Genomic DNA, 19,739 nt, shown 5'->3' with positions numbered 1-19,739 from the left:
GGTTAAATTATCTTGAGTAGTATTCAACGATCATGTTTTCTTCAACTGCAACTGTTACGTCTTCACGATTAGGAAGATCCTTAACAGTACCTTTGAAGGCACCATGATCTGCTTCAAGCCAAGATGGAACTGAACGTCTAGCAACTGATTGCATAGCTGCTTGAACCTTCGCCACTTCACGGCTCTTTTCAGAAACCTGAATAACGTCACCCTTGTTAACAAGGATGCTTGGAATGTTAGCTCTCTTACCATTCAACAAGAAATGGTTGTGCTTAACAAGCTGTCTTGCTTCGCGGCGAGAGTTAGCGAATCCCAAAGCATAAACTACGTTATCAAATCTCATCTCAAGATTTTTAAGAAGCTCAGTACCAGTCAATCCTTTTGAACGGCTGGCTTCATGCACATACTTTACGAATTGTTTCTCAGAAACACCGTAATATCTTTTAGCTTTTTGTTTTTCACGCAATTGAAGTGCAAATTCAGAGAACTTCAAACGAGATTGACCATGTTGTCCTGGTGGATAAGGTCTTCTTTCGAAAGAACACTTATCAGTGTAACAACGGTCACCCTTCAAGAAAAGTTTCACGTTTTCGCGACGGCAAAGTCTACAAACACTTTCGTTAATGCAGCTCACGATATACTCCTTAGATTCTTCTACGCTTAGGTGGACGGCAACCGTTATGTGGAACAGGAGTGATATCTTTAAGAGTCAAGATTCTCATTCCTGTTGCTGCCAACGCACGAATAGCAGGTTCACGACCAGCGCCTGGTCCTTTTAGATAAACGTCCACAGATTTCATGCCTGCTTCCATAGCCTTTTTTGCAGCATCTTCTGCCGCGACTTGAGCTGCAAATGGAGTACCTTTACGGCTTCCTTTGAAACCGAGATGTCCGGCTGAAGACCAAGACACAGTAGCACCGTTTGGATCAGTCATCGTTACGATAACATTTCCGAAACCAGCTTGGATGTAGCAGTTCCCTTGTGGAACATTTCTTTTAACTTTTTTCTTAGCAACTGTTTTTTGCTTATTTTCAGTATTCATCTGCTAATCACTCCTGATTATACGGCTTTTTTCTTGTTAGCTACCGTCTTCTTAGGACCTTTACGAGTGCGTGCATTAGAACGAGTGTTCTGTCCACGAACTGGCAATCCCTTACGATGGCGGATACCACGGTAGCAGTTCAAATCCATCAAACGTTTGATAGACAAACCGATTTCACGACGCAAATCACCTTCAACTTTGAAGCTTTGCTCAATGATGCCACGGATAGCTGCAATGTGCTCATCTGTAAGACCTTCTGTTCTTAGAGTAGAAGGAATACCTACTTGCTTGCAAATCATAGCCGCACGAGGACGTCCAATGCCGTAGATGTATGTCAACGCGATTTCAACGCGCTTATTTCTAGGTAAGTCGACACCAAGAATACGTGCCATGATTAACCCTGCCTTTGCTTATGTTTAGGGTTCTCGCAGATAACGCGAATAACGCCTTTTCTTTTGATAACTTTACACTTATTACAGATTGCTTTTACTGATGGTCTTACTTTCATAACTGTCTTCCCATACTTGCTAATATTTCGACTCAAAAATAAGTCGTAAATTCCAGCAAAAATACAAATGCGGTTCGGCACGCTAACACCGAGAACCATTAAAGTCTAGAGATAAAATAATACAGCAGCCTACTTTATTACTTTTTCGATCTCTGAATAGACTTCCTCGGTGCCTCTATTACCGTCCACTTCGATGTACTTTCCTGACTTTTTATAAAATTCTTTAAGTGGGCTAGTGAATTCTTGGTAGGTCTTCAAGCGGGTCTCAATGACCTCAGCTTTATCGTCATTGCGCTGAATGACTTCGCCTCCGCAATTATCACATACACCTTCCGTCTTAGAAGGCTTACTGACGATATGATAGACAGCCCCGCAATTTTTACAAACGCGTCTACCCGTCAAACGATCCATCAAAATACCCATCGGAACTTCCAAAAAGATGGCTTTTCCGATCGATAGATTCATTTTGTTTAGCAAAGAATCCAAGGCCTCAGCTTGCGCTACAGTTCTTGGAAAGCCATCTAGGATAAAGTTCTTAACACCATTTTGGAGAACTTCTTCAACCATACCGATAACAATGCTATCCGGTACAAGTTGGCCTTTATCCATAAATGCTTGAGCTTTTTGGCCGAGGTCTGTCTTGCCTTTAATAGCTGCTCTGAAAAGATCGCCAGTGCTGATTTGTGTCATACCCTGGCGTTTAATCAAAAGCTCAGACTGAGTCCCTTTACCGGCCCCTGGGGCTCCAAACAGGATCAAGTTCATTAAAATTGAACCCTTCTGCTGCGGATTTTAGCACCCTTCATGAAGCCTTCGTATTTTTGAGTGATCATGTGAGATTGGATTTGCTGAGCAGTATCCAAAGCAACACCAACCAAGATCAACAAGCTCGTACCACCGAAGTAGAACGGCACATTAAGTTGGCTTGTCAAAATACCTGGCAAAATACAGATCGTAGAAAGATAAACGCAACCAAGTACGTTAACGCGCTCAAGTACTTTTTGGATATAATCCGCAGTGCTTTTACCTGCGCGAACGCCAGGAATGAAACCACCGTACTTTTTCAAGTTATCAGCTACTTCAGTCGGGTTGAATACGATCTCAGTGTAGAAGAATGAGAAGAAAACGATCAACGCAACGAACATGATATTGAAGATAGTGCCTGAAGGATTCAAAGATTCCTGCAATGCCTTCAACCAAGGAACGTGTACGAACTGAGCCATAGTTGCTGGGAACATCAACAATGAGCTCGCGAAGATTGGCGGAATAACGCCAGAGAAGTTAATTTTGATTGGCAAATGGCTTGTTGGAGTTTGCATAGACTGCATTCCGCCGCCACCAGCACGTTGAGAATACTGTACAGTGATTCTACGCTGCGCCACTTCCATGTAGATAACAGCTGCAATAATCGCAACCATCAAAACCAACAATAGAAGAACAACAGCAAATTTCATCTCACCAGATTTAACTAGTTCGAAAAGGCGCTGAGCTCCTTGCGGAATAGCAGCAGCAATACCTGTGAAGATGATCAAAGAAGAACCGTTACCGATACCTCTTTCAGTGATCTGCTCACCCAACCACATGATAAAACAAGTACCAGCAGTCAAAGTAATAACAGTCATGATTTGGAATGGAAGGAAGGCCACAACTGGAGCAATCACAAGAGGACGTCCATCTGGGCTTGTCGAATTCATCAACCAACTGCTGATACCATAACCTTGCACAACAGCAAGAGCTACAGTCGCATAACGAGTGTATTGGTTGATTTTACGACGTCCCTGCTCCCCTTCCTTCTTCAATGACTCAAGCAATGGAACTGCTGAAGTCAAAAGTTGGAAAATGATTGAAGCAGAGATGTAAGGCATGATTCCCAAAGCAAAGATGCTGAATTGAGAAAGTGCGCCACCTGTAAAGGTATTGAAGAGTCCGAAGATTCCACGGCTTTGAGCCTGGAAAAATGAGAGCACCGCAGTTCCATCCACACCAGGAGTTGGAACATGAACCCCAACTCTGTATACAGCTAATAAAGCCAATGTGAAGAAAATGCGTTTACGAAGATCCGAATTCTTTGCGATGCTCTCTATTGCAGACACTACTTAATTACCTCGACTTTGCCGCCAGCAGCTTCGATAGCTTTCTTAGCGGATTCTGAAAATTTGTGAGCTTTAACTGTCAAAGCAGTTTTCAACTCGCCATTTCCCAAAATCTTAACCGCGCCTTTATTAACAAGTCCAGCTTGGTGTAGAGACTCAGGAGTTACTTCTCCAGAGAATTTAGCAAGTTGTCCAATATTAACAATCTCAAAGTTGTTAGCAAATGCGACGTTGCTGAAACCAAACTTAGGAAGACGACGATGCATAGGCGTTTGACCGCCCTCAAAGCCTCTACGCACTGTTCCACCGGTACGAGCCAATTGACCCTTGTGACCTTTAGTAGAAGTTCCACCCATACCAGAACCGATACCACGACCGATTCTTTTTGGGCTGTGCTTGGATCCAGCTTTTGGAGCTAGTGATTTAAGCAAGCTCATGGATTACCCCTTAACTACAACATCAACAAGATGTTGTACTTTCATAATTTGACCACGGTTAGCTGGAGTATCGTTCACCTCTGCAGATGAACGAATTTTCTTCAAACCTAGGCATCTAACCGCATCTTTTTGCTCTTGAGAGCAGCCGATAGTCGATTTTTTCAATGTTACAACGAATTTTTTAGCCATTTTTGCCACCGTTCCGACTATTTGTTCAACTGTTTAAGTTGATTCAAGCCGTCGATTGTTGCTCTTACTGCATTGTGTGGATTACGAGTACCAACACATTTAGTAAGAATGTCTTTTACGCCAACAGACTCAAGAACCGCACGAACCGCACCACCCGCGATCACGCCAGTACCAGGAGCAGCAGGTTTCATGATAACCTTTGCCGCACCGAACTTGCCGATCACTTCGTGAGGGATTGTACGTCCTTCTTTCAAAGTTACAGATTTAGCTGATTTTTTAGCAGATCTGCTAGCTTTACCGATAGCTTCAGGCACTTCGCCTGCTTTACCAGAACCAAAACCAACATCACCAGCTTTGTTACCAACAACCACTAGAGCTGCGAAAGAGAAGCGACGACCACCCTTAACAACTTTTGTTACACGGTTGATCGCAACTACACGCTCTTCTAATTCAGCTTGAGAAGCTTGAACTTTCTCCACACATCACTCCTTAGAAATTAAGGCCGCCCTCACGAGCGCCATCAGCTAGAGATTTAACACGGCCATGATAGAGATATCCATTTCTATCGAAAACCACGCTTTTAATGTTTTTAGCAGAAGCAGCTTTCGCCACTTCTACGCCAACAAGCTTCGCCATTTCAACACCAGACTTGTCTTCTTTACCAAGTGAAGAAACTGAAACAATAGTGTGTCCAGTTACGTCATTGATGATTTGCGCGTACACATGCTTACCGCTTCTGTAAACGCAAAGACGTGGTCTTTCATCAGTACCCATAACAGTTTTACGGATTCTGATTTTCTTTTTGAGGCGATTTACTTTTCTTTCGCTTGTATGCTTACTCATTTTCAATTTCATACATTACCTCTATTTACCAGCAGACTTACCGGCTTTACGACGGATATTCTCACCAGCGTAACGAACACCTTTACCAAGATATGGCTCTGGTGGACGGAATGAGCGGATTTTAGCAGCAACTTGACCAACAAGTTCTCTGCTCGCGCCAGTGATTGAGATTGCTGTTTGTTTATCAACTTTGATTTCAATGCCTTCAGGAATATCGAAGATCACAGGGTGAGAGAAACCCAAAGAGAGTTCCAACTTTTTACCTGCAACGTTCGCACGATATCCGACACCTTGAAGCTCAAGACCTTTAGTGAAGCCTTTAGTAACACCTGTAACAGCGTTTTGAACTAGAGCTCTGTAAAGACCGTGCAATGCACGTGATTCTTTAGAATCATCTTTGCGAGTCAAGACAACTTTGTTGCCATCAACTTTAGCTGAAATTTGAGGTTGCATACCAATCTTCAAAGAAGATTTTGCACCTTTAATTACAACTTCGTTCGCTGGTGTAACATCAATTTTTACCGTGTTATCAAAAATAACGGGTGCTTTACCAATACGAGACATAAATCACCTACCACAGTGTAGCAAGCAATTCGCCGCCGAGATTTTGCTCAGCTGCTTGCTTACCACTCATGATCCCTTTGCTAGTGCTGATGATGGACATACCAAAACCAGAACGAACTTGAGGAATTTTATCAGATTTAACATAAACGCGACGACCTGGGCGGCTTACTCTGTCGATAGAGTTGATAGCATGGCCACCAGCTTCATCGTATTTCAAGTAAACGCGCATGATGCCTTGTTTGCTATCTTTAGCAACCTTGAAGCTACGGATCAAACCTTCGTTAACTAGGATTTGAGCGATGCCCGCGCGAACTTTAGAAGCAGGAAGATCCACTTTTTCGTGTTTCGCTGCTCCAGCATTTCTAATGATTGTAAGGAACTGAGAAATAGTATCCATAGTTTTCCTCTTACCAGCTAGCTTTCGTTACGCCAGGCAATTTACCGTCAAGCGCAAGTTGTCTGAAGGCAATACGAGACAAACCGAATTTTCTGTAGTTACCACGAGGGCGACCAGAAAGTTCACAACGTGTGATAACACGGTTGATGTTCGTATTCTTAGGAAGAGATTGAAGCTTCTTACGAGCCTCGCCTCTTTCTTCTTCAGAAAGTTTCATGTCAACGGCTTTAGTTCTAAGCTCTGCTCTGTAAGCAGTGTAGCGCTTAGCAATTTCTTTTCTTTTATTGTTTTTAACAATACTTGCTTTACGTGCCATTGTTCATCCTACTTTCTGAAAGGCATGCCAAGTGCTTCAAGAAGCGCTCTGCCTTCAGCGTCGTTTTTAGCAGTTGTACAGATTGTGATGTTCATACCACGAGTTTTATCAACTTTATCAAAGTTGATCTCAGGGAACACGATTTGCTCCTTAAGACCCATGTTGTAGTTACCACGGCCGTCGAAACCTTTATTTGGCAAACCGCGGAAGTCTCTTACGCGTGGTAGTGCCAAAGTGTTCAAACGATCAAGGAATGACCACATTTTTTCTTTTCTCAAAGTCACGCGAACACCCAATGGGATGCCAGCACGCAATTTGAAGTTAGAAATAGCTTTTTTAGCTTTAGTGATCACTGCTTTTTGACCAGTGATCGCAGTGATTTCGTCTACAACTGTGTTCAAAATTTTTGGATTTTGAACAGCTTCACTCAAGCAAACGCTTAGAGTGATTTTGTCGAGGCGAGGAACCTGCATGATGTTCTTAACTCCCAATTGCTTTTGAAGAGCGGGAGAGATCTCTTTTTGATATTTAGCTTTTAAGCGATTCATCTCATACCCCTTATAGAACTTCCGGAGCCAAAGATACGATCTTAACGAACGACTTTGCTCTCAATTCTCTGGCAACTGGGCCAAAGATACGTGTTCCAATTGGCTCTTTATTGGCATTGATCAAAACTGCAGAATTGTCGTCGAAACGGATATAAGATCCGTCAGCGCGACGAAGTTTTTGCACAGTTCTTACAACAACTGCCTTAGCCACATCACCTTTTTTAACTTTAGCGTTTGGCAAAGCTTCCTTGATAGAAACAACGATAACATCACCGATAGATGCTACACGACGTTTAGAACCACCAAGAACCTTAACGCACATAACTTCTTTAGCGCCAGAGTTGTCAGCTACATTAAGTCTAGTTTGCATTTGAATCATATAAATACTCCCTAGGCTTTTGCAGCTTCGACTATTTCAGCCAAAGCCCAACGTTTAGTTTTGCTCAATGGGCGAGTTTCGCGGATCTTAACGATATCACCAGTTTTAGCTTGGTTCTTCTCGTCATGAGCTTTGAATACAGATGTCTTTTTAACATACTTGCCGTATTTAGCGTGTTTTACCATGCGGTAGATGAGGACAGAAATGGTTTTATCCATTTTGTCGCTGATAACTTCACCTACAACTTCGATTTTACGTCCTCTAGTATTAGTCTCAGTTGACATTTACTACCTCGCCACTTTTTTTACGATCGCTGTATTGATTTTAGCGATGCTACGGCGAAGATCACGAATTTCAATTGGGTTCGAAAGTTGACCAATTGAATTCTTAATGCGCGCCTGGAACAACTCTTCAGAAAGAGTTGTTCTTTTCTTTTTCAATTCAGTTACAGAAAGATCTTTAATCTCTACGAACTTCATAACTACTCCCTAACCAAGAAACGAGTTTTGAAAGGAAGCTTATGAGCTGCACGTTCGAAAGCTTCTTTAGCTTGTTCGCGAGTCACACCGTTCATTTCGAAAAGAACTTTTCCAGGAAGAACACGAGCAACCCACAATTCTGGATTACCTTTACCGCTACCCATACGTGTTTCAGCAGGCTTTTTCGTAACTGGAATATTTGGGAACACACGGCACCAAATTTTACCACCACGTTTTACTGAACGAGAGATAGCAATACGACCAGCTTCCAATTGACGAGCTGTTAGACGACCTTCCTCGATTGCTTGAAGACCGTAATCTCCGAAATCGAGGTTAGCACCTCTAACTGCAAAGCCAGTTGCGCGGCCTACAAATTGTTTACGCCATTTTACTCTTTTAGGACTTAACACGACCTGCCTCCTCAACTTCGCGAGCAGATAAGATATCGCCCTTGTAGATCCAAACTTTCAACCCGATGATGCCATATGCTGTCAGGGCTTCTGCTGTACCATAATCGATATCAGCACGCAATGTATGAAGAGGAACGCTCTTCTCATTGTACCACTCTGAACGAGCAATCTCTGCTCCATCAAGACGTCCGGAAACACGGATCTTGATACCTCTCACGCCGCCTTTGATCGCAGCTGCAATAGATTTTTTAAGAGCTCTTCTCCAAGAGATACGTTTCTCAAGTTGTTGAGCAATGCTCTCAGCAACGAGCTGAGCATCGAGGTCTGGCTTGCGCACTTCTTGGATGCTCAAAAAGACTTCGTTAGGAGTCAATTTTTGAACTTCCGCCTTAAGCGAATCAATACCAGTACCTTTTTTACCAATTACTACGCCTGGGCGAGCAGTCGAGATGATGATTTTAATCTTCTTCGCTGCACGTTCCATTTCGATTTTCGCAACACCCGCGTGTTTAAGTTTACCTTTTAGGTATTTTCTCAAACGGATGTCTTCGTGGAGATTCTCAAAATATTGGTTGCCCTTCGCGTACCAGCGAGAGTCCCAAGTTCTGATTACACCAACTCTTAGACCAATAGGATTAACCTTTTGTCCCACGATTATTTCTCCTCAAGTACTACGTTAATGTGGCTCGTTTTCTTACGAACACCGAACGCGCGACCTTGTGCACGAGGACGGAATCTTTTGAGAACGGGACCTTGGTCAACCCAGATCGCTTTTACTACAAGATTATCTACATCCATAACCTTTTTGTATTCAGCGTTGGCAACAGCAGATTCGATCAATTTCTTAACCATTCCTGCAGTTTTTTTGTTCAAGAAAGTAAGTACTTTTACTGCTTCGTTCACGTCTTTGCCGCGAACCAAGTCAACAACAAGTCTTGCTTTTTGAGCACCTACTCTTGCGTGTTTAAGACTAGCTTTAACTTCCATTACCAACCTCTACTTCTTAGCTGCAGGAGCTGCAGCTTTCTTCTCAGCATGACCGTGGAAAGTTCTTGTTGGAGCAAACTCACCGAGTTTGTGACCAATCATGTTCTCAGTGATGTACACAGGAACGAACTTTCTACCGTTATGAACTGCGAACGTAAGTCCAATAGTCTCAGGGAGAATTGTTGAGCGACGAGACCAAGTCTTAATAACTTTTTTGTCGTTTTTTTCGATCGCATGGTCGATTTTCTTTTGAACAGAAATATCAACGAATGGACCTTTTTTAATTGAGCGTGCCACAGTCTACTCCTACTTACGTCTCTTGATGATTGAAGAGTTTGTTCTCTTGTTATGTCTAGTCTTGTAACCTTTACAAGGCTGACCCCAAGGCGTCACAGGATGATGACCTTTACCCACACCCTCACCACCACCGAGCGGATGGTCTACCGGATTCATGTGCATACCACGAACCGAAGGACGGATACCTCTCCAACGAGAGCGACCTGCTTTACCAAGGTTGATATTTTCATTGTCAGTATTTCCAACTTGCCCGATAGAAGCGCGGCAAACTGAAAGAACCTGCTTCAACTCGCCAGATGGCATACGTACTTGGCAGTACATATCACCTTTACCAGCTAAAGTCGCGCTCGCACCTGCACCTCTGCAAATTTGACCACCCTTACCAGGACGCAATTCGATATTGTGAATTACTGTACCTACTGGGATAGCCATAAGAGCCAAAGAGTTGCCTGGTTTGATATCGGCTTTATCAGAAGAAACTACTGAATCACCAACATTCAAACCAACTGGAGCGATGATGTAAGCTTTTTCACCATCAGCATAGTTAAGAAGAGCAATACGAGAAGTTCTGTTTGGATCGTATTCGATCGAAGCAACTTTCGCTGGCACTTCCAACTTGTTACGCTTGAAATCAATCAAACGGTATTTACGTTTATGTCCGCCACCTTGGTGACGAATCGTAATTTGACCGTGATTGTTACGAGCAGCTTGTTTTTTTAGAGGAGCAAGCAAAGACTTCTCTGGAGTTGTCTTTGTGATTTCTTTGAAATCGAAACCAGTCATTCCTCTGCGTCCATGAGAGCGTGGGGCAAATGTTTTAATACCCATCTCTATACTCCCTCAAAAAGAGCGATCTTCTCACCTTCAACAAGCTTAACGTAAGCTTTTTTCCAGTAAGGGACCTTTGTTAAACCGAACTTTGAGTTTTTAGAATGACCGCGGCAGACGCTAGTTCTAACGCTATCAACTTTAACTTTAAAGTTTTTCTCTACAGCTTCCTTTACTTCTGTTTTAGAAGACTTCATGTCTACTTCGAACACGTAAACGCCAGCTGCGTTATGATAAGTATTTTTCTCAGTGATGAGAGGTGCTTTGATAATTTGTTTCATTACGCCTTCTCCATTGAACAACGGTCAACGATTTTAGCCACTGATTCTTTAGTGATAACCGCTGCATCGTACTTCAACAAATCGAATACGTTCAAACCTTCAACTGGGAAGTATTTGAATGTAGGCAAATTTTTAGAAGCTTGATTGAATTTGTTATTCACTTCTGAATCTACCAATACAGCTTTAGTCAAACCGAACGCTTTCAAACGTTTGTTCAATTCTGCTGTTTTACCTTCAGAATTCATGCTGTCCACTACGAACAACTTGCCTTCTTTTTGTAAATGAGAAAGAGCCATGCTCAAACCCAAACGGCGAACTTTTTTAGGAAGGACGAATGCGTAGCTGCGAGGTTGAGGACCGAACGCAGTACCACCACCAGGCATCAAGATAGAACGGCTAGAACCTTGACGAGCTCCACCAGTACCTTTTTGCTTGAATGGCTTCTTACCGCCACCGCTCACAAGACCTTTTGTTTTAGTCATATGAGTACCAGCACGACGGCTAGCCAATTGCCATTGAACTACAGTGTGCAAAACTTCCTTTTTAACAGGAGTTTCGAAAACATCAGCAGCCAAATCAATTGATCCAACTTTTTCTTTTTTCCAGTTTAGTACATTTACTGTTGCCATACTATTCTCTCACCAACTTAACCAAAGTGTTTCTAGCACCTGGAACTGGACCCTTAACCATAAGAACGTTTTCACCAGGGATAACGTCTACGATCTCGACATTTTTCACAGTCACAGTCTCATTACCTAGGTGACCAGGGAATTTCTTACCCGGCATTACACGACCCGGCCATGTTCTGTTACCAGAAGAACCCGGACGACGGTGGAATTTAGAACCGTGTGAACCAGGCCCACCGGCAAAGTTCCAACGCTTCATAACACCAGCAAAGCCTTTACCTTTAGACTTAGAAGTGATTTTTACAACATCACCTTTTACCAAGCTATCGATAGAAACTTGAGCACCAACAGTAAGACCTTCTGGAAGATTTTGACGAAGTTCTTTTACGAACTTAGCGCCATTTTCAAAACCAGCACCTTTAAGGTGGCCTTTTTCTGCTTTGTTTGAGTTTTTAGCTTTTTTAGGCTCGCAAGCTACCTGAATAGCCTCGTAACCATCTTCTTCATTAGTTTTGATTTGAGAAACAAACCAAGGCTCATAACGAAGAACTGTAACAGGAATAGCTTCACCTTTATCATTATAGATAGTAGCCATTCCCTCTTTAAATGCGAACAAGCCGTTGAGCTTTAGGCCTTGCGCAGAAGTATTTGTGTTTTCTGTAGATTCACTCACGTCTTACTCCTAGATCGCCGACAATTTAATTTCAACGTCAACACCAGCAGAAAGATCCAACTTCATAAGTTGATCTACTGTTTGTTGCGTAGGTTCCAAAATATCGAGCATACGTTTGTGAGTTCTCACCTCGAACTGCTCACGTGATTTTTTGTCAACGTGCGGAGAGCGAAGAACTGTATAGCGATTGATGCGGGTTGGCAAGGGGATAGGGCCCGCAACTTTTGCGCCGGTACGACGAGCAGTCTCAACGATTTCTTTCGTCGACTGATCAAGCAACTTGTGATCGAACGCCTTAAGGCGAATTCTAATCTTTTGACTTTGCATAACACTTCTCTTCTTGTAAGGTAGCGTAATTACTAGCAAATATGTTAAAAACTAACGTAAATATCCCATCGAAAACTTGCCCCGAATTAGCCCTTGCAGCCGTGATTTCACCAAACGCGGGGGGTTTTTTGTAGATTTATACGTCACGAGTGCGCGAGTATGCGCAACTAAAAAATCTTTGTCAAAGGGAAAATATTAAATAATTAGTATCTTCCAATTTTGTGGAGAATTTCAGCTTTCACCTTTGGAGGAACGATAGCGTACTCCAAGAATTCCATGCTAAAACTCGCTCTTCCCTGGCTTAAACTGCGGATATCCGTCGCATAACCAAAGAGAGACGCCATAGGGGCCTCTGCAGAAATTACCTGCCCCCCACCCTGGCGCACATTCATAGTGAGAATTTTACCGCGGCGAGAATTTAGATCGCCAACGATATTGCCTACAAATTCATCAGGACAAGTCACTTCAAGCTTAAAGATAGGTTCCATAAGCTCTACTTGCGCTTGCTTTACGGCATCTCTGAAGGCCAAAGAGGCAGCCGCTTTAAATGCCATTTCAGTAGAAGCCTCTGGACGGACCTCTACGGAGTTCAAAGTCCCCTTAATACCGAGCATAGAGTAGCTCGCTATTGGACCAACCTCGGCTGCCTCACGGAAGCCGCTTTCAACAGCCTTTAAGAAAGGAGCTGTAAATTCTTTAGACACTGAAACTTTGCTATTGAACTGAATAAGGTCTGCTTGAGAAATTGGCTCAAGAGTCAAAGAGACTGATGCGAAGTTAGCATCCCCCGCAATTTCACGCTCATAGACGTGAGTTGCCGAAGCCGTACCCGTAATAGTCTCACGGTAAGAAACCTGTGGCTTACCAACATTGGCTTGAACTTTATGTTCACGCAACAAGCGGTCCACCAAGATATCCAAATGAAGCTCACCCATTCCCGAAAGAAGAATTTGCCCAGTCTCTGGATCTGTTCTTAATTTACACGAAGGATCTTCCTTCTGAAGCTTTTCCAAACCTTGCAACATCTTCTCTTGATCAGCAGATGACTTGGCTTCGATAGCTACAGAAATAACTGGCTCTGGGAAAGTAATAGACTCAAGAACTACTGGATGGGAAGTCTCACAAAGAGTATCGCCCGTACCGGTGAATTTCAAACCCACAACGGCGCCGATATCACCGGCTTTAAGATCAGCCACTTCTTCGCGTGCATTTGCATGCATTTTAACTAGCTTTTGAATGCGCTCTTTCTTCTGAGTGCGCGGATTCAAAAGCTGATCGCCTGTTTTTACCACACCCGAATAGACACGGATGTAAGTCAAAGAACCCGAAAACGGATCATTGGCAATTTTGAAAGCCAGCGCTGCTACGTGAGCATCGAAATCAGTTTTGCATGGAATTTCTTTTTCAGGTTTTTCAGGATCATGTCCCACGATAGGCGGAACCTCGATTGGTGACGGAAGATAGTCGATAACTCCATCAAGCAAAGGCTGAATACCTTTATTTTTAAAAGCAGCGCCACAGAATACTGGGAATGCTTTTAGCTCGAGAGTTCCTTTACGAAGTGCTGCTTTTAGTTCAGCAACAGTCACTTCTTCTCCGTTAAGATATTTCTCAAGGAGGACATCGTCAAACTCAACGATCTTCTCAACGACTTCAGTACGGAAGCGCGCAACTTCCTCTTTCATATCATTGGGAACATCGGTAGTTTCGAAGCTGTCGCCAATGGCTGCTGTTTGACTCCAAACGTAAGCGCGATTTTCTAGCAAATCAACAACGCCACGGAAGGTATCTTCAACACCGATTGGTACTTGAACTGGGATTGGATTCGCAAGAAGGCGATCTTTGATTGTCCCGAAAGACATCACAAAATCTGCACCTACGCGGTCCATTTTATTGATAAAGCAAATTCTTGGAACTTTGTATTTGTCAGCTTGTCTCCAGACAGTTTCAGACTGGGGCTCAACACCGTTTACACCGTCAAAAACTGCAACTGCACCGTCAAGTACGCGCAAAGAACGTTCAACTTCAATAGTGAAGTCAACATGCCCAGGAGTATCGATGATATTGATGCGGTGATCTTTCCAGAACGCCATAGTAGCAGCGGACGTGATAGTGATACCACGTTCTTGCTCTTGAACCATCCAGTCCATAGTGGCTTGGCCATCATGAACTTCTCCGATTTTATGACTTTTTCCAGTGTAGTATAAGATACGTTCGGTGGTCGTCGTTTTACCGGCATCAATGTGAGCCATGATGCCGATATTACGAGTATACTTGAGATCAGCTACAACTTTAGGATCTTTAGCTGACATGAATACAGATTACCAATTGTAGTGAGAGAAAGCCTTGTTCGCTTCAGCCATACGGTGAACATCGTCTTTCTTCTTAATAGAGTTACCTCTATTGTTGTAAGCGTCGATGAACTCACCAGCCAAGCGTTTAGCGTAGTCTTTTTCGCCACGAGCACGTGAGTACTCTACCAACCAACGCATAGCCAAAGCCAAACGACGAGATGGACGAACGTCAACCGGTACTTGGTAAGTAGCACCACCTACACGGCGTGAACGAACTTCGATAGAAGGCTTAACGTTTTCAAGAGCTTTCTTGAATACTGCCATTGGCTCTTCATTTGGAACTTTACCTTCAAGCTCAGCAAGAGCTCCGTAGAAAAGTTTCTGAGCTGTAGCTTTACGGCCTTGGATCATCATTTTGTTAATGAACTTAGCAATAACTAGATCTTTGAAAACTGGATCTGGAATTACTTCTCTTTTAAAGGTCTTTTTACGACGTGACATGTGTCAATTCCTTATTATTTCTTAGGTCTCTTAGTACCGTATTTAGAACGAGCACGTAGACGGCCGTTCACACCTTGAAGATCCAATACACCGCGTACGATATGGTAACGAACGCCCGGTAAGTCCTTCACACGACCACCACGGATCAAGACAACGCTATGCTCTTGAAGGTTATGACCGATACCAGGAATGTAAGAGATAACTTCAAAACCGTTAGATAGACGAACTTTAGCAACTTTACGAAGCGCTGAGTTCGGTTTCTTAGGCGTAGTCGTGTAAACACGAGTACAAACGCCACGGCGTTGAGGGCAAGATGACAAAGCCGGAGACTTTGTTTGGTTCTTTTGAACTGTACGCTCATTTTTGATGAGCTGATTAATTGTAGGCACTTTTAAAACCCCTTAAACAATTTATTCGAAATCCTCGAACTCAGGACGCTGGAAATTACATTACCAAAAGCGCCCTGGTCAAGACTTTGTTATTAAATTTATATCTCCAAAAGGGCTGTGAGATTCCCTTTTGGAGCTTTTTACACCTTTTTAAGACTTATCCACCCCGGTTTAACCCGAAAATGGACGTTCTAACCCTGGTGAGGCTGAGTCGAAGACGTCATACCTGGCAAAGCTGCCACGTAATTTGTATCGTCGTCTTCAGCTACAGACACTTTCCAGCGTTTGTATGAAGTCAAACCCGTACCAGCAGGGATCAAACGACCCATGATGATATTCTCTTTCAAACCACGCAAGTAGTCTGTGCGAGAGTTGATCGCCGCTTCCGTAAGAACCTTTGTGGTCTCTTGGAATGACGCCGCCGAGATCCAGCTGTCAGTACTCAAAGAAACTTTCGTGATACCTAGAAGAAGTGGGTTGCATGTAGCAGGTTGTCCACCTTCACGATTAATACGTTCGTTTTCTTGATCGAAAGCATATCTCTCTGCTTGCTCACCGGCCAAGAAGCGGCTGTCTCCAGCGTCCTTGATTTCTACTTTACGTAGCATTTGGCGAACAATCACTTCGATGTGCTTGTCATTGATACCCACACCTTGAAGTCTGTAAACTTCTTGGATTTCGTCAACAAGGTATGCAGAAAGGGCTTTCGCACCCAGAACCGCCAGAATGTCATGAGGATTTGTTGGACCGTCCATCAACGCCTCACCGGCTCTTACGTACTCACCTTCTCTTACAGCAACGTGCTTACCTTTAGGGATGAGGTATTCTTTTTGCTCACCCACTTCAGGAGTTACAATTACACGCTGTTTACCTTTAACGTCTTTACCGAATGTCACATAACCATCGATCTCAGAGATGATAGCCGCTTCTTTCGGTTTACGAGCTTCAAACAATTCAGCAACGCGCGGAAGACCGCCCGTGATATCCTTCGTTTTAGAAGTCTCACGATGCATTTTCGCAATCACGTCACCTGAATGAACTTCTTGTCCATCAGTCACTAGAAGTTGAGCACCCACTGGGATCAAATATCTCGCAGGGATGTCACGACCAGGAAGAGTCAACGTCTTACCGTTGCCATCAACAAGGAATACTGTTGGTTTGTTGTCAGAAGATTTGGATTCCATGATAACTTTGGTCGCGAAACCAGTTACCGCATCCACTTGCTCCTGCATTGTCGAACCTTCTTCGATATCCTGGTATTGGATCTTCGCAGAAACCTCTGCGATGATTGGATTCGAATAAGGATCCCACTCAGCAACCGTTTGACCTTTAGTGATTTTATCACCTTCTTTAAAGTTCAAAATAGCGCCGTAAACGAGTTTGAAATTCTCTCTTTCACGACCAGTTTCGTCCATTACTAGAGCGGAACCGTTACGATTCATAACAGTCAATTTACCATTACGGTTTGCAACTGCATGAACGTTAAGAAGTTTCAAAGTACCGTCGTAACGAGAAGTATGAACAGATTGTTCAACCGCACGAGAAGCCGCACCACCCAAGTGGAACGTTCTCATCGTCAACTGTGTACCAGGCTCACCGATTGACTGAGCTGCGATGATACCAACGGTCTCACCCAAGTTCACAGTCGCACCACGAGACAAGTCACGGCCATAACACTTCACGCACACGCCGCGTTTAGATTGGCACACGAGAGCCGAACGGATATCAACTTTGTCGATACCAAGGCCTTCGATAGTTTTAACATCATTTTCAGTGATCTCTTGGTTTGCTTTCACAACAACATTGTTTGTTGCTGGATCAACAACGTCTTTCAACGCTGTTCTACCAAGGATACGGTCACCGATATTTTGGATGATCTCACCAGCTTCGTAAACTGGAGTGATTTCCAAACCATCTTCGATACCGCAATCGATCTCAGAAACAACCACGTCTTGAGCAACGTCAACCAAACGACGAGTCAAGTAACCAGAGTTCGCAGTTTTCAAAGCTGTATCGGCAAGACCCTTACGAGCACCATGCGTAGAGATAAAGTATTGAATAACTGTCAAACCTTCACGGAAGTTTGCAGTGATCGGAGTTTCGATGATCTCACCTGATGGTTTCGCCATCAAACCACGCATACCGCCCAACTGACGAATTTGCGCAGCGGAACCACGGGCTCCGGAGTCAGCCATGATGAAGATCGGATTGAATGAAGGTCCAACAGTTTCTTTACCGTTGACTACGAACGTTTGTTTTTCAATCGCGTTCATACCTTCTTTAGCAATCTTATCTGCAGTTTGCGCCCAGATATCCACTACCTTATTGTAGCGCTCACCATCTGTGATCAAACCTTCATCGTATTGCTGTTGGATCTCAGTAACTTGTTTCTCAGCGTCAGCAATCAAAGTTGCCTTCGCAGCTGGGATAACCATGTCATCGATACCGATAGACATACCTGCCGCAGTTGAATATTTGAAACCAAGTTCCATGATTTTATCAGCCAAGATACAAGTCGCTTTTGCACCCGCAAGACGGAAAGTCTTGTCGATCAAAGCTGCGATTTGTTTCTTATTCATCGTCAAGTTCACTTCGTTGAAAGGAACTTCTTTAGGTACGTTGTCAGACAAGATCGCACGACCCACTGTCGTTTCTTGAACTTTGCCATGCAAACGCACTTTACAAGCAGCTTGTAGATCTACGAGACCAGTCTCGTAAGCATACTGAGCTTCTTGAACGCTTGAGAATACTTTGCCAGTACCTTTTGCTCCAGGACGCATACGAGTCAACCAGTACAAGCCCAACACGATATCTTGTGATGGATTGATGATTGGCTTACCTGACGCAGGAGAAAGGATATTGTTCGTAGACATCATCAACACGCGAGCTTCAACTTGAGATTCCACAGAAAGTGGAACGTGGACCGCCATTTGGTCACCGTCGAAGTCGGCATTGAATGCCGTACACACCAAAGGATGCAATTGGATTGCTTTACCTTCGTGAAGTACTGGTTCGAAAGCTTGGATACCCAATCTGTGAAGAGTTGGCGCACGATTCAAAAGAACTGGATGTTCTTTTACAACGTCAGCCAGGATATCCCAAACTTCTACTGTCTCTTGATCAACAAGTTTTTTAGCTTGCTTGATTGTAGTCGCAAGACCTTTTTCTTCGAGTTTGTTGTAAACGAATGGTTTGAACAACTCGAGAGCCATCTTCTTAGGAAGACCGCACTGGTGAAGTTTCAATGTCGGACCTACTGTAATAACCGAACGACCAGAGTAGTCGACACGTTTACCTAGTAGATTTTGACGGAAACGACCTTGCTTACCTTTCAACATATCAGAAAGAGAGCGAAGAGGACGTTTGTTCGGACCAGTGAAAGTCTTACCGCGACGACCGTTGTCCAACAACGCATCAACCGCCTCTTGAAGCATACGCTTCTCATTGCGGATGATGATGTCTGGAGCGTTTAGCTCTTGAAGACGTTTCAAACGGTTATTACGGTTGATAACACGACGGTAAAGATCATTTAGATCTGAAGTCGCGAAACGACCGCCATCTAGTGGAACTAGAGGACGAAGATCCGGTGGCAATACTGGAAGTGCTTCCAACATCATCCACTCAGGCTTGTTGATAGAGCCTTTGAAAGCTTCTACAACTTTAAGACGCTTCGTGATCTTCTTCATACCCGCTTCAGATTTAACATCTTTAGCTTCTAGACGAAGTTTGCGTGACAAGTATTCAGGGTCAATTTTTCTCAAAAGGTCACGAACAGCTTCGCCGCCCATGCCGTATTTGAAAGCTGGACCGAATTCATTCAAAGCTGCATTCAATGCTTCTTCAGTCAATACTTGGCCCTCTTCCAATGTAGTTTCCATTGGATCGATAACCACGTGTGCTTCACAATACAAAACTTTCTCAACATCTTTCAGAGAAAGATTGAGCAAGTTACCGATACGAGAAGGCAAAGAGCGCAAGAACCAGATATGTGCTACTGGAGTTGCAAGCTCAATATGACCTAAACGTTCACGACGAACTTTAGTTTGTGTTACTTCAACGCCGCACTTTTCACAGACGACGCCACGATATTTCATACGCTTGTACTTACCGCACAAGCATTCGTAGTCCTTAATAGGACCGAAGATTTTCGCACAGAACAAGCCATCACGCTCAGGCTTGAATGTACGATAGTTGATAGTTTCCGGCTTCTTAACTTCACCAAATGACCAATCACGAATCATTTCAGGTGACGCCAACGATACTCGTACGGCGTCAAACGAAAGTGGATCTTTTGGTTTATCGAAAAAATTCAACAAGTCTCTCAAAGAAC

30 protein-coding genes are annotated in these 19,739 nt (G+C 43.6%); all 30 read right to left on the bottom strand.

Annotation, left to right across the window (positions count from 1 at the left end):
* Nucleotides 1-7: 7 nt before the first annotated feature.
* Nucleotides 8-634 (bottom strand): 30S ribosomal protein S4, encoded by a 627-nt coding sequence (rpsD, locus tag NWE73_RS05135; protein ID WP_277577206.1) that lies wholly within the window; start codon nucleotides 632-634, stop codon nucleotides 8-10.
* Nucleotides 635-644: 10 nt separating this feature from the next.
* On the bottom strand, nucleotides 645-1,043 hold the full coding sequence (rpsK, locus tag NWE73_RS05130; protein ID WP_277577205.1) for a 30S ribosomal protein S11: 399 nt from the start codon (nucleotides 1,041-1,043) through the stop codon (nucleotides 645-647).
* Between the two features lie 17 nt (nucleotides 1,044-1,060).
* A complete protein-coding gene (gene rpsM, locus NWE73_RS05125) occupies nucleotides 1,061-1,435 on the bottom strand; it encodes a 30S ribosomal protein S13 (protein ID WP_277577204.1) in 375 nt (124 codons plus the stop codon).
* A 2-nt stretch (nucleotides 1,436-1,437) separates the two neighbouring features.
* Nucleotides 1,438-1,551, bottom strand: coding sequence for a 50S ribosomal protein L36 (rpmJ, locus tag NWE73_RS05120; protein ID WP_011165332.1), 114 nt, complete (start codon nucleotides 1,549-1,551; stop codon nucleotides 1,438-1,440).
* 129 nt (nucleotides 1,552-1,680) lie between these two features.
* Entirely contained in the window at nucleotides 1,681-2,316 is a 636-nt protein-coding gene (locus NWE73_RS05115) for an adenylate kinase (RefSeq protein WP_277577203.1), read from the bottom strand.
* Nucleotides 2,316-3,644 carry a preprotein translocase subunit SecY gene (secY, locus tag NWE73_RS05110; protein ID WP_277577202.1) on the bottom strand — a complete coding sequence of 443 codons (1,329 nt, stop codon included), beginning with the start codon at nucleotides 3,642-3,644 and terminating at the stop codon, nucleotides 2,316-2,318. Before secY ends, NWE73_RS05115 begins: the two co-directional genes overlap by 1 nt.
* Nucleotides 3,644-4,081: a 50S ribosomal protein L15 gene (gene rplO / locus NWE73_RS05105; protein ID WP_277577201.1), complete on the bottom strand. Its 438-nt coding sequence runs from the start codon at nucleotides 4,079-4,081 to the stop codon at nucleotides 3,644-3,646. Before rplO ends, secY begins: the two co-directional genes overlap by 1 nt.
* 3 nt (nucleotides 4,082-4,084) lie before the next feature.
* A complete protein-coding gene (gene rpmD, locus NWE73_RS05100; protein ID WP_277577200.1) occupies nucleotides 4,085-4,270 on the bottom strand; it encodes a 50S ribosomal protein L30 in 186 nt (61 codons plus the stop codon).
* Between the two features lie 17 nt (nucleotides 4,271-4,287).
* A complete protein-coding gene (gene rpsE, locus NWE73_RS05095) occupies nucleotides 4,288-4,749 on the bottom strand; it encodes a 30S ribosomal protein S5 (RefSeq protein ID WP_277577199.1) in 462 nt (153 codons plus the stop codon).
* A 10-nt stretch (nucleotides 4,750-4,759) separates the two neighbouring features.
* Nucleotides 4,760-5,125, bottom strand: coding sequence for a 50S ribosomal protein L18 (gene rplR, locus NWE73_RS05090; RefSeq protein ID WP_277577198.1), 366 nt, complete (start codon nucleotides 5,123-5,125; stop codon nucleotides 4,760-4,762).
* Between the two features lie 9 nt (nucleotides 5,126-5,134).
* Nucleotides 5,135-5,677: a 50S ribosomal protein L6 gene (gene rplF, locus NWE73_RS05085; protein WP_277577197.1), complete on the bottom strand. Its 543-nt coding sequence runs from the start codon at nucleotides 5,675-5,677 to the stop codon at nucleotides 5,135-5,137.
* A 7-nt stretch (nucleotides 5,678-5,684) separates the two neighbouring features.
* Nucleotides 5,685-6,074 carry a 30S ribosomal protein S8 gene (gene rpsH, locus NWE73_RS05080; RefSeq protein WP_277577196.1) on the bottom strand — a complete coding sequence of 130 codons (390 nt, stop codon included), beginning with the start codon at nucleotides 6,072-6,074 and terminating at the stop codon, nucleotides 5,685-5,687.
* A gap of 10 nt (nucleotides 6,075-6,084) precedes the next feature.
* Entirely contained in the window at nucleotides 6,085-6,390 is a 306-nt protein-coding gene (rpsN, locus tag NWE73_RS05075) for a 30S ribosomal protein S14 (RefSeq protein WP_277577195.1), read from the bottom strand.
* Between the two features lie 8 nt (nucleotides 6,391-6,398).
* Nucleotides 6,399-6,938 (bottom strand): 50S ribosomal protein L5, encoded by a 540-nt coding sequence (rplE, locus tag NWE73_RS05070; protein WP_277577194.1) that lies wholly within the window; start codon nucleotides 6,936-6,938, stop codon nucleotides 6,399-6,401.
* A gap of 10 nt (nucleotides 6,939-6,948) precedes the next feature.
* Nucleotides 6,949-7,317 (bottom strand): 50S ribosomal protein L14, encoded by a 369-nt coding sequence (gene rplN, locus NWE73_RS05065; protein ID WP_277577193.1) that lies wholly within the window; start codon nucleotides 7,315-7,317, stop codon nucleotides 6,949-6,951.
* An 11-nt stretch (nucleotides 7,318-7,328) separates the two neighbouring features.
* Nucleotides 7,329-7,601, bottom strand: a complete 273-nt coding sequence (gene rpsQ / locus NWE73_RS05060) for a 30S ribosomal protein S17 (protein WP_277577192.1) — start codon at nucleotides 7,599-7,601, stop codon at nucleotides 7,329-7,331.
* A 3-nt stretch (nucleotides 7,602-7,604) separates the two neighbouring features.
* Nucleotides 7,605-7,796, bottom strand: coding sequence for a 50S ribosomal protein L29 (rpmC, locus tag NWE73_RS05055; RefSeq protein ID WP_277577191.1), 192 nt, complete (start codon nucleotides 7,794-7,796; stop codon nucleotides 7,605-7,607).
* Between the two features lie 2 nt (nucleotides 7,797-7,798).
* Entirely contained in the window at nucleotides 7,799-8,206 is a 408-nt protein-coding gene (gene rplP / locus NWE73_RS05050) for a 50S ribosomal protein L16 (protein WP_041577922.1), read from the bottom strand.
* A complete protein-coding gene (gene rpsC / locus NWE73_RS05045; RefSeq protein ID WP_277577190.1) occupies nucleotides 8,193-8,858 on the bottom strand; it encodes a 30S ribosomal protein S3 in 666 nt (221 codons plus the stop codon). The genes rplP and rpsC overlap by 14 nt, the downstream gene beginning before the upstream one ends.
* Nucleotides 8,859-8,860: 2 nt before the next feature.
* On the bottom strand, nucleotides 8,861-9,193 hold the full coding sequence (gene rplV, locus NWE73_RS05040) for a 50S ribosomal protein L22 (protein ID WP_277577189.1): 333 nt from the start codon (nucleotides 9,191-9,193) through the stop codon (nucleotides 8,861-8,863).
* A 9-nt stretch (nucleotides 9,194-9,202) separates the two neighbouring features.
* The gene (gene rpsS, locus NWE73_RS05035) at nucleotides 9,203-9,490 is read right to left on the bottom strand and encodes a 30S ribosomal protein S19 (RefSeq protein WP_277577188.1); all 288 of its coding nucleotides are present in this window, start codon (nucleotides 9,488-9,490) and stop codon (nucleotides 9,203-9,205) included.
* Between the two features lie 9 nt (nucleotides 9,491-9,499).
* A complete protein-coding gene (gene rplB, locus NWE73_RS05030) occupies nucleotides 9,500-10,318 on the bottom strand; it encodes a 50S ribosomal protein L2 (protein WP_277577187.1) in 819 nt (272 codons plus the stop codon).
* Nucleotides 10,319-10,320: 2 nt separating this feature from the next.
* Nucleotides 10,321-10,599: a 50S ribosomal protein L23 gene (gene rplW, locus NWE73_RS05025; RefSeq protein WP_277577186.1), complete on the bottom strand. Its 279-nt coding sequence runs from the start codon at nucleotides 10,597-10,599 to the stop codon at nucleotides 10,321-10,323.
* Nucleotides 10,599-11,228: a 50S ribosomal protein L4 gene (rplD, locus tag NWE73_RS05020; protein ID WP_277577185.1), complete on the bottom strand. Its 630-nt coding sequence runs from the start codon at nucleotides 11,226-11,228 to the stop codon at nucleotides 10,599-10,601. Before rplD ends, rplW begins: the two co-directional genes overlap by 1 nt.
* 1 nt (nucleotide 11,229) lies before the next feature.
* Nucleotides 11,230-11,898, bottom strand: a complete 669-nt coding sequence (rplC, locus tag NWE73_RS05015) for a 50S ribosomal protein L3 (protein WP_277577184.1) — start codon at nucleotides 11,896-11,898, stop codon at nucleotides 11,230-11,232.
* Nucleotides 11,899-11,907: 9 nt separating this feature from the next.
* Entirely contained in the window at nucleotides 11,908-12,225 is a 318-nt protein-coding gene (gene rpsJ / locus NWE73_RS05010; RefSeq protein ID WP_025308875.1) for a 30S ribosomal protein S10, read from the bottom strand.
* 203 nt (nucleotides 12,226-12,428) lie between these two features.
* The gene (fusA, locus tag NWE73_RS05005) at nucleotides 12,429-14,537 is read right to left on the bottom strand and encodes an elongation factor G (protein WP_277577183.1); all 2,109 of its coding nucleotides are present in this window, start codon (nucleotides 14,535-14,537) and stop codon (nucleotides 12,429-12,431) included.
* Nucleotides 14,538-14,546: 9 nt separating this feature from the next.
* Entirely contained in the window at nucleotides 14,547-15,020 is a 474-nt protein-coding gene (gene rpsG, locus NWE73_RS05000; protein WP_277577182.1) for a 30S ribosomal protein S7, read from the bottom strand.
* Nucleotides 15,021-15,034: 14 nt separating this feature from the next.
* Complete coding sequence (gene rpsL, locus NWE73_RS04995) at nucleotides 15,035-15,409, bottom strand: 30S ribosomal protein S12 (RefSeq protein ID WP_277577181.1); 375 nt, start codon at nucleotides 15,407-15,409, stop codon at nucleotides 15,035-15,037.
* 191 nt (nucleotides 15,410-15,600) lie between these two features.
* Entirely contained in the window at nucleotides 15,601-19,734 is a 4,134-nt protein-coding gene (gene rpoC, locus NWE73_RS04990) for a DNA-directed RNA polymerase subunit beta' (RefSeq protein WP_277577180.1), read from the bottom strand.
* Nucleotides 19,735-19,739 lie beyond the last annotated feature (5 nt).

The sequence above is a fragment of the Bdellovibrio svalbardensis genome, from assembly GCF_029531655.1.
GTDB classification, from domain to species: Bacteria; Bdellovibrionota; Bdellovibrionia; order Bdellovibrionales; family Bdellovibrionaceae; genus Bdellovibrio; species Bdellovibrio svalbardensis.
The sequence above is the reverse complement of the archived record's forward strand: the minus strand, read 5'-3'. Positions and strand labels throughout refer to the sequence as shown.